This window comes from Paenibacillus sp. cl141a, from assembly GCF_900109305.1.
GTDB classification, from domain to species: Bacteria; Bacillota; Bacilli; order Paenibacillales; family Paenibacillaceae; genus Paenibacillus_AQ; species Paenibacillus_AQ lautus_A.
On sequence record NZ_FNZO01000021.1, the window covers coordinates 1 to 14,034 of the forward strand.

The 14,034-nt window shown below is 49.9% G+C and carries 13 protein-coding genes; 11 read left to right on the plus strand and 2 right to left on the minus strand.

The window, feature by feature from the left end:
- The coding region (locus tag BMX45_RS30355; RefSeq protein WP_139212514.1) for a helix-turn-helix domain-containing protein at window positions 1–280 on the minus strand (280 nt) is incomplete at its 3' end.
- Between the two features lie 347 nt (window positions 281–627).
- Between BMX45_RS30355 and BMX45_RS30360 the strand changes: the two genes are divergently transcribed.
- The 5 genes from BMX45_RS30360 (at window position 628) to BMX45_RS30380 (ending at window position 5,245) form a co-directional block, all read left to right on the plus strand.
- The gene (locus tag BMX45_RS30360; protein WP_090914433.1) at window positions 628–987 is read left to right on the plus strand and encodes a DUF3221 domain-containing protein; all 360 of its coding nucleotides are present in this window, start codon (window positions 628–630) and stop codon (window positions 985–987) included.
- 256 nt (window positions 988–1,243) lie between these two features.
- Window positions 1,244–1,942 carry a response regulator transcription factor gene (locus BMX45_RS30365; RefSeq protein ID WP_090914435.1) on the plus strand — a complete coding sequence of 233 codons (699 nt, stop codon included), beginning with the start codon at window positions 1,244–1,246 and terminating at the stop codon, window positions 1,940–1,942.
- Window positions 1,943–2,043: 101 nt separating this feature from the next.
- Complete coding sequence (locus BMX45_RS30370) at window positions 2,044–3,339, plus strand: sensor histidine kinase (protein ID WP_254778377.1); 1,296 nt, start codon at window positions 2,044–2,046, stop codon at window positions 3,337–3,339.
- Window positions 3,340–3,435: 96 nt separating this feature from the next.
- Window positions 3,436–4,095 (plus strand): hypothetical protein, encoded by a 660-nt coding sequence (locus tag BMX45_RS30375; protein ID WP_090914439.1) that lies wholly within the window; start codon window positions 3,436–3,438, stop codon window positions 4,093–4,095.
- Between the two features lie 535 nt (window positions 4,096–4,630).
- Entirely contained in the window at window positions 4,631–5,245 is a 615-nt protein-coding gene (locus tag BMX45_RS30380; RefSeq protein WP_090914441.1) for a DUF1349 domain-containing protein, read from the plus strand.
- Window positions 5,246–5,486: 241 nt separating this feature from the next.
- On the opposite strand, the gene BMX45_RS30385 is transcribed toward BMX45_RS30380, so the two are convergent.
- Window positions 5,487–6,830 carry an alpha/beta hydrolase family protein gene (locus tag BMX45_RS30385; protein WP_254778379.1) on the minus strand — a complete coding sequence of 448 codons (1,344 nt, stop codon included), beginning with the start codon at window positions 6,828–6,830 and terminating at the stop codon, window positions 5,487–5,489.
- Window positions 6,831–7,142: 312 nt separating this feature from the next.
- Here BMX45_RS30385 and BMX45_RS30390 point away from each other — a divergent pair, with 312 nt between their 5' ends.
- From BMX45_RS30390 to BMX45_RS30415, 6 genes are all read left to right on the plus strand, one after another.
- Window positions 7,143–7,883: a response regulator transcription factor gene (locus tag BMX45_RS30390; protein WP_090914444.1), complete on the plus strand. Its 741-nt coding sequence runs from the start codon at window positions 7,143–7,145 to the stop codon at window positions 7,881–7,883.
- Window positions 7,884–7,912: 29 nt separating this feature from the next.
- Window positions 7,913–9,280, plus strand: a complete 1,368-nt coding sequence (locus BMX45_RS30395; protein ID WP_254778380.1) for a HAMP domain-containing sensor histidine kinase — start codon at window positions 7,913–7,915, stop codon at window positions 9,278–9,280.
- Between the two features lie 374 nt (window positions 9,281–9,654).
- The gene (locus BMX45_RS30400) at window positions 9,655–10,491 is read left to right on the plus strand and encodes a helix-turn-helix transcriptional regulator (protein WP_090914448.1); all 837 of its coding nucleotides are present in this window, start codon (window positions 9,655–9,657) and stop codon (window positions 10,489–10,491) included.
- Window positions 10,492–10,719: 228 nt separating this feature from the next.
- Window positions 10,720–11,877 carry a Gfo/Idh/MocA family protein gene (locus BMX45_RS30405; protein ID WP_090914450.1) on the plus strand — a complete coding sequence of 386 codons (1,158 nt, stop codon included), beginning with the start codon at window positions 10,720–10,722 and terminating at the stop codon, window positions 11,875–11,877.
- 105 nt (window positions 11,878–11,982) lie between these two features.
- Window positions 11,983–13,152, plus strand: a complete 1,170-nt coding sequence (locus tag BMX45_RS30410; RefSeq protein WP_090914452.1) for a dihydrodipicolinate synthase family protein — start codon at window positions 11,983–11,985, stop codon at window positions 13,150–13,152.
- A gap of 38 nt (window positions 13,153–13,190) precedes the next feature.
- A complete protein-coding gene (locus tag BMX45_RS30415) occupies window positions 13,191–14,012 on the plus strand; it encodes a sugar phosphate isomerase/epimerase family protein (RefSeq protein WP_090914454.1) in 822 nt (273 codons plus the stop codon).
- The last annotated feature ends 22 nt before the right edge of the window (window positions 14,013–14,034 follow it).

Here is a 14,034-nt window from a genome sequence, read left to right on the forward strand (position 1 = left end):
ACAACATGGAGAAGTCCGGAAGCTTAAACAATGCAGCGGTATCCATGAGAGAAGCGTCTGATTGAGCCATATGATTGAGTACGTCCAGTTTAAAGCTTGCCGGATAATTTGTATAGCCGTTAGTAAAGACGGCCTCACCATGCATCTCATAGAGCTTTAACCAATATTGGAATTGAGACTTGGTAACGCGCATTTGATTTGCGTATTCTGACTGAGATAGAAGATCCGAGTCATACCCTTGAATTAATGCCAATTTGCTGTCCTTAGTAAATTTAGTCATAAAAAACTGCACCTCCAACTGTTAGATGTGTCTAACAATTGGGGTGCAGTTCAATTATGCGGCTTTTTATATTTATGTTATCAAGTTCATGTTATTACGCAATGACAAGAACTTGATAACATTCCCGACTGATGACAAGAACATGGTTACATTCCGGATATGATTTCACCCCGCACACGTTCTCAAAGAGGTCCAATGCCGCAACAGGGAATATGGTCCGATTACCGATTAGGTAAATATATAACTATGTTTCCATGCAATTTTATTAAGTTACGGGAAGTTTAACAAAACAAATTTATTCCAGGTTCGTCTAAAAAGTAGGTTGGATTTTGCGAGGAGGAGTTGAAATGTTGAGAACGTTAGTTTTAGGAGCAGCTTTAGTACTTGCCGTATGTATGCTTAGTGGTTGTAGTGCTTCGCCCGAAGCCAAAAAGGGGGATTATATTATTTCGAAAGAAGGCCAAAGAATCTTAGTAGCGAAGAATATTTCAAAGAAGGATTCTGAAAGTAAGGCCATCGCTGAAATCAAAAAGAGTAACATCGAATTAATCAATTATATAGTTGAGGATTCCCAACTCTATAATGAGCTTATGATAGGCGAAAAAGTTCATGTAACCCCCAAAACGAATGACAAAGGTGAATATGTTGTAATGAAATCCGATCCCCCGCAAATTATAGCTGGTCAGATAGAAAGACTTAAAGATTGATAAGATTATTGTAACGACTAAACAATATTTAATTTGTAATATTAGACTCGAGACTAAACAATAAACTTCCTATATACGCATTTGAGAAAGGACCTCATCGCATGTATTTGATAATATATTTACGATAACATTTTCACCTACTAACATACCACTTCAAGCGCGGCAGGAACAGGAAATCAACCCTTTTTTACTTTCCGCTCTGAAGCCGATAATGTGATCGTAAAGTGAACAATTTTGCAAGAAGAGGAGGGATCGCGTGAAAAAGATTCTTGTCATTGATGATGAAGCAGCCCTCAGAGATTTAATTGAGCTTGTGCTCAAAAGGGAAAATTTTTTGGTGCGGACAGCGGAAGACGGAGGTGCGGGGCTCAAGGAGCTGGATTCCTTCAAACCGAATCTGGTTTTACTGGATTTAATGCTGCCGGACTACTCGGGGTATGACTTATGTAAAGAAATCACCAATAAACAAGCTATTCCAGTCATTATGTTATCGGCGAAGAATGAGATTATAGATAAAGTGTTAGGACTAGAGCTCGGGGCGGAAGATTATCTGACCAAACCTTTTGATAACCGGGAGCTTATTGCAAGAATTAAAGTGGTCCTTAGGAGATATGAAAACAACGATCTGAATACATTAGGGGAAGACAAACCGATGTATTTTGAGGAATTGGCATTTGATTTGGACAGAAAAGTGGTGCTGAAGAACGGGGCTCCGGTTTCCTTGACCGCTAAAGAATTTAAAATTCTGGAGACGCTGCTCAAAAGGCCGGGAAAAGTCTTTACAAGGGATGAACTTCTGGAGCACGTTTGGGGCTATGATTATTTGGGGGACAGTCGCAGCGTGGATATGACCATCATGCGGTTAAGAAAGAAGCTGGAGGACGACACGGAAAACCCCAAATATGTGAAAACCGTCTACGGCTTCGGTTACCAGCTGGGAGGTGGCTCCAACTGAAATATGCAACTCGGCTGCTGCTGAATTATTTATTTTTCTCCGTGTTATCCTTTGCCATTATAATTATTTCCGTGAACAAAGCTATCGACTACTTTAGTTTTGTGACGATAGAGAAGAAAATGATGAAGCAGGCCGACTTATATGAGCTGTCCTTTAGAGAAACCCTCGCTATGCAGGATAGAACTGCGGCCGAGGAACCGGCTGCAGAGGTGGCGAGAATCGCTTTGGAAAGGTTGAAATCTGCAGGCCAGGAAGTGCGGATCTACGACAGCAGCCAGAAGCTATTGGGATGGGCCGTTGACGGCATTGTCATCAATGATGGAACCCCTCTAATTTTTCAGGGAAACATTCAAAATGCCATCAGAGGGAATTATGCGTACACCATTACCGATGCTAAATTGCTCTACTTTGCAGTGCCTATTCAAGATAAATATTATCAAAACAGCTTTGTATTCGAATTTGTGGAGGACCTTTCGTATTTCTACGTGATGATGGATCAAATCCGGTATATTTTACTTGCCGGGGCAGCAGGATTTCTAATTCTGATTACATTAGCAAGCTTATTTATTGCCCGTAATACAACAAAACCGATCAAATATCTGCTTGGGGCCACGGAGAAATTCTCCAAACAGCAGTTTCAGCAGGTAAATTTGAACAGAAAAGACGAGCTCGGGATGCTTGCCGCTGGACTAAACCGGATGGGCATTCAATTAAATGAGTATATCCAGCACCAGAAGCAGTTTGTTTCGAATGTTTCTCATGAACTGAAAACACCGCTTGCAGCCATCCGAGGATTTTCCCAATATTTATATGAAGAAGAAAATGAGGACAAGGAATTACAAAAGATCTATGCTCATCTTGTAAATGAATCGGACAGGCTGACCCTGCTTATCAATGAGTTGCTGTTGTTATCCCGGTTTGACAAGGCAGGTTCGGATGAAATGGGTAAGGAAAAGACGGATTTAACCGTGTTAACCGAACGTGTGGCCGCGGAAATGAGATCAAAAGCGGAGGACCAAGACATTCTGCTTGACTTCAAGCCGGGGAAACCGGTCTTCGCCTGCGTCAATCCAATCCTGATGTCGCATTCTGCCGCGAATATTGTTGATAACGCATTAAAGTATTCCAAAGGCGGCACACGGGTTAGAATCGAGACGTTTATCAGGGAGGAGACGGCGGTCATCCAAATAAGGGACGAGGGCGTCGGGATCCGTGAAGACGAAATTGCCCGGGTGCAGGAAAGATTTTATCGGGCGGACAATGCTCACGTGGCCAAAGGTTCAGGATTGGGACTCTCCATGTGCAAAGAAATCGTTGAGAAATTTGACGGTGAACTGGAGATTGAAAGCGAAGTGGGCGTCGGGACCACCGTGTCCATCCTTCTTCCTTTAGCATGAAGTTACAAGAATGATACAAGATTGTGATTAGACTAATAATTTGTTTTCATATGATGACTTCATAAGATTAAGAAATCATGTTGGGAGGGTACCCGTATGAAAGCATTAAGCAAACCAGCAGCCCTGATGATGTCGATTGTCCTTCTTGGGACTTTATTGGCGGGATGTCAGGGAACCAGGGAGAGTACGCCGGAGGCTCCCGTACCTTCATCAGGCAGTAACCCGGCAGAGGGCAGCGCCGATTCCGGCGTAATCAAGGAAGGAACGATTCCCAAGGACGGGAATGTAATTTTAAAAGAATTGGCTTTCGTCTACAAGGACAATACCATAGCCCTTTCCGATATCGTTGACGATGCAAAACTTGAAAGCATGCTGGGAAAAGCGGTTGAGAAAAAATCCCACACCTATACGGCAGACGATAAGACCAATATGGATCAGCTGCTTGGCCGTACAAAAAATGTATACACCTTTCCAGGGCTTGAAATCGAAACCTTCAATACAGGAGAAGGTACTGATTTCTTTATTACCTCGATTGAAATTACAGCCCCTGAATATTCCACAGTCCGAAATATGAAAGTCGGCGACAGTTTAGAGCTGCTCAAAAAAGCATATCCTGAAGGGAATCTAATGGGCAATGGAGCGACCAGCGCGGAGGACGATTACCGGTATACGCCGGCCAACTATGTGGATGTAATGACGTTCCATATCAAAGATGCAAAGATTGACCGTATTCGCATAAACACGCTTTTGGACTGAACAATTCAATTCACATAAGAGCGTCATGTAAGAAAGGTATCTTAAGGTTCAACCTAGCTGGAAGAGGGTTGGACTAGTAGATGGATATAATGATGATTAGGTGGAAGTTTGATCGACACCAAGCTAATCGTTGTTGAGTATAATCCTGATTCTCACGATGGATTATGCCATGATAGGGGCATCCTTGGTCAAAAGGCTATTCCGCTTTATAAAGCGGAATAGCCTTTTTTGACGATTCCAGAAAGTATAAAGAACTAGTACCGTAAAGGATTAGATAAGCATCTGCTATGTTATTCTTGCGATTTCATTTAATCTAACGGGCAGTTTCAAGTAATGGGTGGTCATTATTATCAGGCAGAAACCAAAAAAGGGCGAAGCCGTAAAGGGAAGGAGATTATGGAGGGATACAAAAGCCATTTATTAAATCAATTAAAATAAATGATGATATAATTACATAACAATAATTGGGTACCATGTAAGCTGGAATGTCCCAATAGACTGTTGTTATGTGAACATAATTTTTAGGAGGTTATTTATGTCCAGGCAAAATAGAACCCTAATGGATTGGAATGAGGGTGTATGGCTCAACGCCCCTCAGGCTTCTAGCATAGAAGATGGGATGCTGAAGATTGTGCCGGAGAAAGGCAGAGACTTCTGGAAAAAGACTTTGTACGGATTTGAATTTGAAGATGGACCGGCATTGTTGGCAAAATGGGATCGCAATACGGGAGTTGAGGTTTCCTTCCGGCTCAACTCCTTTGTCGAATTATACGATCAAGCGGGTCTGTTATTATATCATGGCCAGGAACAATGGATTAAAGCCGGCATTGAAATGAATGACGGGACTCCTCAACTTGCCGTTGTAGTTACAGACGGATATTCAGATTGGTCGCTTACGGCTGTACCGGATTGGGAGGGAGAGGAAGTTACCTTGCGGGCATCGATTATTAAAGATGCTGCGGTTATTCGGGCACGGAGCGGTAAGCATGCTTGGAGGACCATTAGGGTCGCAAGATTTCCATACCCTTCGAATAATCAAGCCGGTCCTTTTGCCTGCTCGCCGCAGCGCGAGGGCTTTGAGGCTACGTTTACCCGTTGGGAGGTAACTGCCCCTGACGAAGATCTTCATATTGATCCACCATTACAATAATCTAAACTATATACGCAGAATGGAATTTCAAAAACGAGATTAGGCGCAGACGATTATATCACCGAGCCCTTCAGCCCCCTCAAAGTAGTGACGCGCGTCAATACCGTTCTGTGTCGAAAGTCCAACGGAACATTGCAAAATCCTTTATCGATGGGTGTTGCTTTTTAAGTATACGAGGAAAGGGGGCTTCATCCTGAATAGGATGAAGCCCCCTTGTACCAACAACCTTTTTTTATAGAAACTACGGCATGGTCAAATGGGGCAGGCCTTGAGAGACCTTTTTCAGCGAGACATTAGTATCCCCTTTGACGTACCGGTCGAAGAAAGCGGATGAGAGCTCGTTAATGGAGCGGTGCATCTGACGAGGGGCAGCCCCTGTTGGCGGCAGCAATGGAGAGAACAGATAAAAATCCGTGAAACTCATATGGTTCGCATTGGCGAATACAACCGAGTATCCTTCTCCTGCACCAGCCCGTTTTCGACGATCCGCCGACTCGGCCCAAAACTGCTCGTAATCTTCCCGACTACGGCCGGAAGATTCAATTGCCTGGTCCAAGGATCGCTCGAATGCGAGGCGGTCTACGCTAGACTCCGCATTCATCTGCATATACGGCTTCCCGTATCCGCCTTCAGGCACCGGCTGGCCGTAAAGCGTTCCGTCCATATTAAGGGCAGCTTTCACTCTGCTATCCGCCAGCAGCATCTGGGCTGCCGTGGCTCCGCCAAAGGAATGGCCGAACATGCCGACCTTATCCATATCGAGTCTTTCGGAAAAGATCCCTTTATGGTCCGATCCGTTTAGCAGCTCTAATTGATCCAGTACAAACTTGGCATCTTCGACCCACAGCTGGCTCTTCTTCTCGTATGCATCGAATCCCGAAAGGTTCTCAAGTTTCAACATGGCTGTCTGGTCCGGAAAGACGACGGCGGCGGCATCATAGGGATGATCGATGCCAACGACAACGTATCCTCGACTGGCCAGTTCTTCAACCTGAAACGTATTCTGGTTACGGAAGCCGGTCAGCCCGTGAGAGAACAACAGTACGGGAAAACGATCCTGGTCCGTGGATAACTCCGCATCTTGCTCGGAATGGGATTGCACGTATTTCAGCTGGCCTAACAAAAACGGGGGGATGGAGATGGCCTGCCGTAAACCTTCAAGAACGACCGGGAGATGATTTATATACGGAGATTTCCCGGTCCCTGTGCCCAGTGACGCAGGGTACCAGATTTGGATCTTAAGCTTTCTGCTATCCGCAGGATCATCCGTGGCCGGCTCTTCTCTGCGTTCGTCCTCGAGTACCATCGTGGTCGACCCGACAGGATATGGTCCTTGAGGTTCGGCAAAGGAGAAAACCGGAAGGAGTATCGGCAATGCAGCGGAAACGCCGATATACACGATCAGAAGCAGCGCGGTGATCCAGCGCTTGATTGCTGTCATTACAGCAAACCGCTTTGCAGGCTGGACCGAGGGATGATCCTTCGAGTGGGTGGATTGCCGTAAATGATAAAGAGCCAGTCCTCCTACGATTAGACATTCCGCATAGGTCGGGATCATCTGCCATCGGTAGCCTTCGGTTAACATTTGGATAATGCTTAGGCCCCCGGACAGTCCGGCTGCCCAATAGCAGAGGTGTACAGAACGTTTGTGTTTTCCCAATAAGTAGACGCAACTTATGATTATTGCCAGATTCATGATCCATAATGCCGTTTCATATATACGCATAAGTATCCTCCTGTTTTATCGTAAAATAAGCTTATCAACCGGAGCTGTAGCCTAGCTGTAGCCAACCTTACATAATCCTTACAAATAATAATGGCTCCGTCTGACCGATAATTACAGTGTATATTTTTATAAAGAGAGCTCGGCTTTGCCGTATACATATGGAGGAACGATATGGAACAAGATACTAGACTAGCAAAAGGACGGACGATCTTGATAGCGGACGACGAGTCGGACATCACGGAGCTGCTGAGGCTGTTCTTGGAGCGCGAAGGCTATCGCGTGCTGGAAGCTTTAAGCGGACGGGAAGCGTGGAATATATTGCATCGGGAGCCGGTCGACCTGGCGGTAGTCGACATTATGATGCCTGAACTTGACGGCTATCAGCTGATCGCCCGGATCCGGGAGAATCACAGGCTTCCTGTCATTATTTTGTCGGCTAAAAATGGTGATGTAGATAAAGTTACCGGGCTGGGACTCGGGGCGGACGATTATATCTCCAAACCGTTCAGTCCGATCGAAGTCGTAGCGAGAATCAAGGCGCAGCTTCGTCGTTATTACGAACTGATGGGCGCGGAACCCGCCCAGCGGTCGGAGATGTTAAAGACCGTGTGCGGATCACTAACCCTGGATCATGAAGCTTGCGTCCTTTACAAGCGAAGCGAGGCGATTACGTTAGGCCCGCTGGAATACAAGCTGCTCAGGTTGTTGATGGAAGCGCCAGGGCGGATTTTTACAAAGCGTCAAATTTATGAAAATGTGTGGAACGAGCCGTATCTGGAGGACAGCAACACCGTCATGGTGCAGATCAGTAGACTGAGAGAAAAGCTTGAGGACGATCCTCGTGAACCGAGGTTTCTCATCACCATTAAGGGACTTGGGTACAAGCTCGTACCGAGAGACGTGGCACCATGAGGAATCGAAGAAGGGTCCATAACAGCCTGATGATAAATTATGTCCTGTTTTCCGTCATTCTAGGGGTTATCGGTTTTGTGGTATATGACAACATGTATGATGCCCGCGAGGAATATATAAGTCGGACACTTCCCAGGGTTGAAGCGAACCTGCTGATACGGGACGATTGGGAGAGCATCCCCCATGAAACCGTCCAATCCTTTGGCGGTTACATCCAGGTGCTGGACAAGAGCCTGAACGTTGTCTTTTCGCGGGGCAGCGGAATGGAGAAGGCAAAGGCGTCCTATACGGAGGAGGAGCTGCTTGCTCTGTTCTATGAAGGGAACGGATCGGGATATCACTCCCTTGCCCCTTTCGTTTCACCGGAAGGCCGGGAATACCACCTGCTTGTTACGATACCGGGCGGAGTTGTGATGAAGGAAAGCCATTTGGTGAAGACAAACGCCGAGATAACCAAAGTTTTCACGAGACTCCTGATTGATGGATTTCTGTGGTTTGCCGCCGCATTTTTATTGAGTTTATGGTTATACGGCCGGATTACGGCAAGAAGGATCACGAATCCGCTCACGGAAGTTTCCCGCGAACTTGCACAGATTGCAGAAGGCAGGGGAGGGAAACGGCTATTTTTTCGAGCCAACAAGGAGTTAATGGATCTTCAGCTTCATTTCAACCGGATGGCGGACAGGCTTGAGCAAGCGGAGACAGCAAAGCGAAGACTTGAAGAAGAGCGCCGCCGGCTGATGATGGACATTTCCCATGATCTGAAAACGCCGATCACAACGATACAGGGTTATGCAGAGGTGCTGCAGCTCGGTATGGAACAGAGCGAAGAGCAGCGCCAGAAATATGCGAACCGCATACATACCAAGGCGAGGTTTATCGCCTCGCTTGTTGATGACCTGTTTGAGTTAACCAAACTGGAGAGCACGGAACTGTCATACGAGCGGAAGATAGGCGATTTAGCTGAGCTGTGCCGCACTGCGGCAGCCGATCTGTACGATTCGTTTGAACGGAAGGGAATTACGCTGGACATCCGCATTCCGGAATCGCCAGTCATGCTGTCTTATCACGAAGGTCTCATGCATAGAGCTCTTTCGAATTTATTGACGAATGCCCTGAAATACAATAAGGAGGGTGCTCATGTATGGCTGGAGCTGGTGGCATGCGATGAGGATATCGTGCTTACCGTTGGAGATGACGGTCCAGGAATATCGGACCCTGTGAGAGAGACGGTGTTCGAACCTTTCGTGCGCGGTGATCAGGCTAGGAGAAGTGACGGCGGCAGCGGGCTCGGCTTAGCTATCGCACGAAGTTCAGTTGAGCGGCATGCCGGGCAAATTTGGCTTGATCCGGAGGCGGAGGGCACCGTGGTTCATATTCGATTGACCAAGACATAAGTGTATGAGCGAATTGGATGTTAAAGCATATTCACCGTTTCCAACTAGAAAGCGCCATGCAAGATAAACTTTCAAATAGGGGACCGCCAACATTTTTACGAAAACATACGTTAAGTTTTTAAACATGACGGGATTGTCGTTATTTATTCCTTTAATCTGAAAAAGTGTAAACTTATCGCCACTTACTATTACTGGAGTTAGGGTCTAGCCGTTTACGTTTCGGATGATAATTTCTAATTTTGAACGGATGCGCCCGTTTACACTCAGACGCATCCTAGGATATGCTACGCTGATTTTGTAAAATGTTGTATCGAAACCGCAGATCGCGCTAAAATGGCTTTAAATGTAACGCTCAAAAAAACGGGGGCTTCGCCGTGACGTTGAAATGGATCGACTTGTCCAGGAATGCGATAGACTTATATGAGCAGAAACATAGGGGCGGGCATCTCGTGTCCGAGCACTATCACCAGACGCACCAGCTGCTATTTGTGCTGGAAGGGGAAGGCACGATCCGGCTAGGGGGTGAAGTACGGAAGCTTACGGTCGACGATACGGCGCTGATCGTTCCGTATTCCGTCCACTCCGTCATGTCCGACTTCAGGCTGACCTTGTTAGTGTTGGCGTTTGACGAGGCAGTGCTCGATCCGGATATGAGGGCGCAGCTGCTCCACGCCTACTTTCCGGCCTCCTGCCTGATGAAGCCGGGATTGTTTGCTGCGAGCGAACTGCGTCAGCTGCTGAGGAAAATGCTGTTCGAGCAGTCCAGGGAGCTGTCGCCGCTCGTCCGGCTTTCGCTCAAAGTCCAGCTGTCCCAGTTGCTGCTCTTGCTGGTTCGATCGGCCGGAACGGAGGCAGCCGGAGCGGGCTCCAGCTCCAACAAGCTGCGTGCCGAGAAAATTCGCAGCTATATCGATTCGAAGTATTTTGATCCGCTGACTGCGGGGGACATCGCCTCCAAACTTGACATCAGCACGCGGCACGTGAACAATATTTTCAAGGAAAGGTACAACATGACACCGATGCAATATTTGACCGAGGTACGCATCCGCGTCGCCCAGAAGTTGCTGGCGGAAACGGGTAAGGACATTATATCAATCTGCTTCGAGGTCGGCTACGATTCCGTGTCTACGTTTTACCGGTCGTTCAAAGCTGTCACCAAGCTGTCGCCAAAAACGTACCGGGAGCTGAACGCGCCCGAGCAAGCTGAGTAGGCAGGGAGCCTTCCGCAAACGGACAGTGAGTGCACAATGTGCGATCAAAGGAACAAGATAACGCATATTTTCCCCTTCATCCCCCATCGGATAAGCGCCGGCGGGGGATTTTGTTTTTCGCTCGAATAATTCGCTTCCAAAAATGAGAATTGTGTTCCCGTAATCGTAAGAAAAGCGGTTTCACATCGACTACAATACGGTTATACGAAGCGAAGGGAGCGATGAACGATGGCAGTTCGCAACATCGGCATTATTATGAACGGCGTTACCGGACGGATGGGAACCAACCAGCATTTGATCCGTTCGATTCTTGCGATTCGCAAGCAAGGGGGCGTCGCGCTACCGGACGGCGACGTCATCATGCCCGACCCGATTCTGGTCGGACGACAGGAGAGCAAGCTGCAGGCGTTGGCCGCCGCCCACGGCGTCGAACGTTGGAGTACCGATCTTGAAGCATGCCTCGCCGATCCGTACGATGAAATCTATTTCGACAGCCAGACGACGGTGCGCCGCGCCGAAAGCATCAAGCAGGCGATCGCCGCGGGCAAGCATATTTATTGCGAGAAGCCGACGGCCGTCGATTTGGAAGGGGCGCTTGAACTGGCTCGCATTGCCGCTGAGGCCGGGGTGAGAAACGGTGTCGTGCAAGACAAGCTGTTTTTGCCAGGATTGCTCAAACTGAAGCGCTTAAACGACTCTGGCTTCTTCGGGCGTATCCTGTCCGTGCGGATGGAGTTTGGCTATTGGGTGTTCGAGGGCGACTGGCAGCAGGGTCAGCGTCCATCGTGGAACTACCGCAAGGAAGACGGCGGCGGCATTATCGTCGACATGTTTGCACACTGGCGCTATGTTCTCGAGAATTTGTTCGGGGAAGTGAAGGCTGTTTCCTGTCTTGCCGCTACACATATACCGAAACGTCTGGATGAGCAGGGCGTTCCGTACGATTGCACGGCGGACGATGCGGCGTACGCCATATTTGAGCTGGAAGGCGGCATTATCGTGCAGGCCAACTCGTCCTGGGCGGTGCGCGTAGACCGCGACGATCTGCTCACGGTTACGGTCGACGGCACCGAAGGCAGCGCCGTGGCAGGTTTGCGGGACTGCAAGACGCAGCATCGGGTCAATACGCCGAAGCCGGTATGGAATCCGGACATTCCGAACCCGTTCCAGTTCCGTGACCAATGGGTGGAAGTGCCGGACAACGCGTCATACGACAACGCGTTCAAGGTGCAATGGGAACTCTTCTTGAAGCATGTCGTCATCGGCACGCCGTTTCCGTGGGATTTGCTCGAAGGCGCGAAGGGCACCCAGCTTGCCGATCTCAGCTTGCAGTCGTGGCAGGAACGCCGCTGGATCGACGTGCCGAAGCTGAGCCTGCGTGAGTAGAGGAAGGCCCGGCTGAATTCAAGATTCGACGTCGAGTAAGCTTCATAGCTATACTTCGTGATCAAAAGCCGATTTTTTAACTACCTCTTAAGGAGGGGAATACAGATGGCCAAATCGTTGCTCCTCCCCCGCGCAGGGGGAGCGTTGTATGAATATACTCCGGGCAAAGCAGGCTCGTTCTTCGTGCCGGCCAAGCCGTTTACGGGCCGCATCGCCTTCTCGGCCGCCCATGTCGTCTGCGATCCGTTTGCGGACACAGATCCGCTGCATCATTCGCAGATTGATTGGAACTCGACGCTCGCCTACCGGCACCATTTGTGGTCGCTCGGTCTGGCCGTGGCGGAAGCGATGGATACCGCGCAGCGCGGCATGGGCCTCGACTGGAACCGCTCGAAGGAGCTTATCCGCGCTTCGATCGCGGAAGCGCGCTCGGTCGGTGGCAAAATCGCCTGCGGCGCGGGAACCGACCATCTGTTTCCGGGACCGTCGGTCACGATCGCCGACGTGGAAGCCGCTTATGAAGAGCAGGTCGGCTTCATCGAAGGAGAGGGCGGTCAAGTCATTCTGATGGCGAGCCGCGCGCTTGCCGCCTGCGCGAAAGGGCCCGAGGATTACCTGCGGGTGTATGGGCGCATTTTGGGACAGGTGAAACAGCCAGTCATTCTGCATTGGCTTGGCGACATGTTCGATCCCGCTCTGGCCGGCTATTGGGGATGCAAGGACGATCTGGACGAGGCGATGGACGTTTGTTTGCGCGTCATTCGGGCAAACGCGGACAAGGTCGACGGGATTAAAATCTCGCTGCTCGATGCCGGTAAAGAAATCAAGATGCGCCGGCTGCTGCCGGAAGGCGTCAAGATGTACACCGGCGACGACTTCAACTACCCGGAACTGATCAAGGGTGATGGGCTGGGATACAGCCATGCGCTGCTCGGCATATTCGACGCGATCGCGCCGGCGGCCGCCCAGGCGCTTCATGCGCTAGACGCAGGCGATCTGGTCAGTTATGAGGCGATTATGGAGCCTACCGTTGCCTTGTCGCGTCATATTTTCCAGAAGCCGACGTACGCCTACAAGACGGGAATTGTGTTCATGGCCTACTTGAACGGCTGCCAACCGCATTTCCGCATGATCGGGGGAGTGGAGGGATCACGCTCGATCGTCCATTTGGCCCAGCTGTTCGTGCTTGCCGACAGGGCCGGGCTGTTGGCCGATCCGGAGCTTGCCGCCGAACGGATGAAGCCTATCTTGGCGCTGGCGGGTATTCGGCCGTAATCAGTTATAGAGATGTTTGAAATCAAGGAGGGATCAGTATGGAACCGCTTCGTTCCATAGACAGACTCAGCTTGAACCAGATTACGACCGATCGGCTGAATATGCGTGAGGCCGTGGAAGCATGCCTTCGCGCCGAAGTGCCTTGGATCGCGCTGTGGCGGCATAAAGTGGCCGAGACCGGCCTGGCCGAGAGCAAGCGGCTTGTGCGGGACGCGGGCCTGAGCGTCTCCAGCCTGTGCCGTGGGGGTTATTTTCCGGCGGCCACCGCTCCTGAGCGCAAAGAGCGGATGGACGACAATCGCCGCGCTGTCGAGGAAGCGGCCGAGCTCGGCACCGATGTGCTCGTGCTCGTTTGCGGACCCGCGCCAGACCGGGATATCGATTTCGCCCGCAAGACGGTCGAAGAAGCGATCGCGGAACTTGTGCCGTTCGCCCGCTCGCACGGAGTCAAGCTCGGCATCGAGCCTTTGCACCCGATGTACGCCGCTGAACGCTCCGTCATCAATACGCTGGCGCAAGCCAACACGCTCGCGGAGCAGCACGACCCGCAAGACGTCGGCGTCGTCGTCGATGCGTTCCACGTCTGGTGGGATCCGGAGCTGTACGCGCAAATTGAGCGGGCCAGGGGGCGTATACTCGGCTTCCACGTCTCCGATTGGATCGTGCCGGTACCCGACCTGCTGATGGGCAGAGGGATGATGGGGGACGGCGTTATCGAGTTGCGCCGGATGCGTCATGCCGTTGAAGCGGCCGGTTATCTGGGGGCGATCGAGGTGGAAATCTTCAACCGGCAGGTATGGGATATGCCGGGAGACGAGGCGCTCACGCTCATCAAGGAACGTTATTTGCAGCATGTATGAATTATAAATTTGCAGCTTTGGC

Excerpts from the sequence above, each read along its gene's own strand:
- BMX45_RS30360 (WP_090914433.1), top strand. The coding sequence starts at position 628 with ATGTTGAGAACGTTAGTTTTAGGAGCAGCTTTAGTACTTGCCGTATGT.
- BMX45_RS30375 (WP_090914439.1), top strand. The coding sequence starts at position 3,436 with ATGAAAGCATTAAGCAAACCAGCAGCCCTGATGATGTCGATTGTCCTT.
- BMX45_RS30380 (WP_090914441.1), top strand. The coding sequence starts at position 4,631 with ATGTCCAGGCAAAATAGAACCCTAATGGATTGGAATGAGGGTGTATGG.
- BMX45_RS30385 (WP_254778379.1), bottom strand. The coding sequence starts at position 6,830 with ATGTTAACCGAAGGCTACCGATGGCAGATGATCCCGACCTATGCGGAA.
- BMX45_RS30390 (WP_090914444.1), top strand. The coding sequence starts at position 7,143 with ATGGAACAAGATACTAGACTAGCAAAAGGACGGACGATCTTGATAGCG.
- BMX45_RS30395 (WP_254778380.1), top strand. The coding sequence starts at position 7,913 with ATGATAAATTATGTCCTGTTTTCCGTCATTCTAGGGGTTATCGGTTTT.
- BMX45_RS30405 (WP_090914450.1), top strand. The coding sequence starts at position 10,720 with ATGGCAGTTCGCAACATCGGCATTATTATGAACGGCGTTACCGGACGG.
- BMX45_RS30410 (WP_090914452.1), top strand. The coding sequence starts at position 11,983 with ATGGCCAAATCGTTGCTCCTCCCCCGCGCAGGGGGAGCGTTGTATGAA.
- BMX45_RS30415 (WP_090914454.1), top strand. The coding sequence starts at position 13,191 with ATGGAACCGCTTCGTTCCATAGACAGACTCAGCTTGAACCAGATTACG.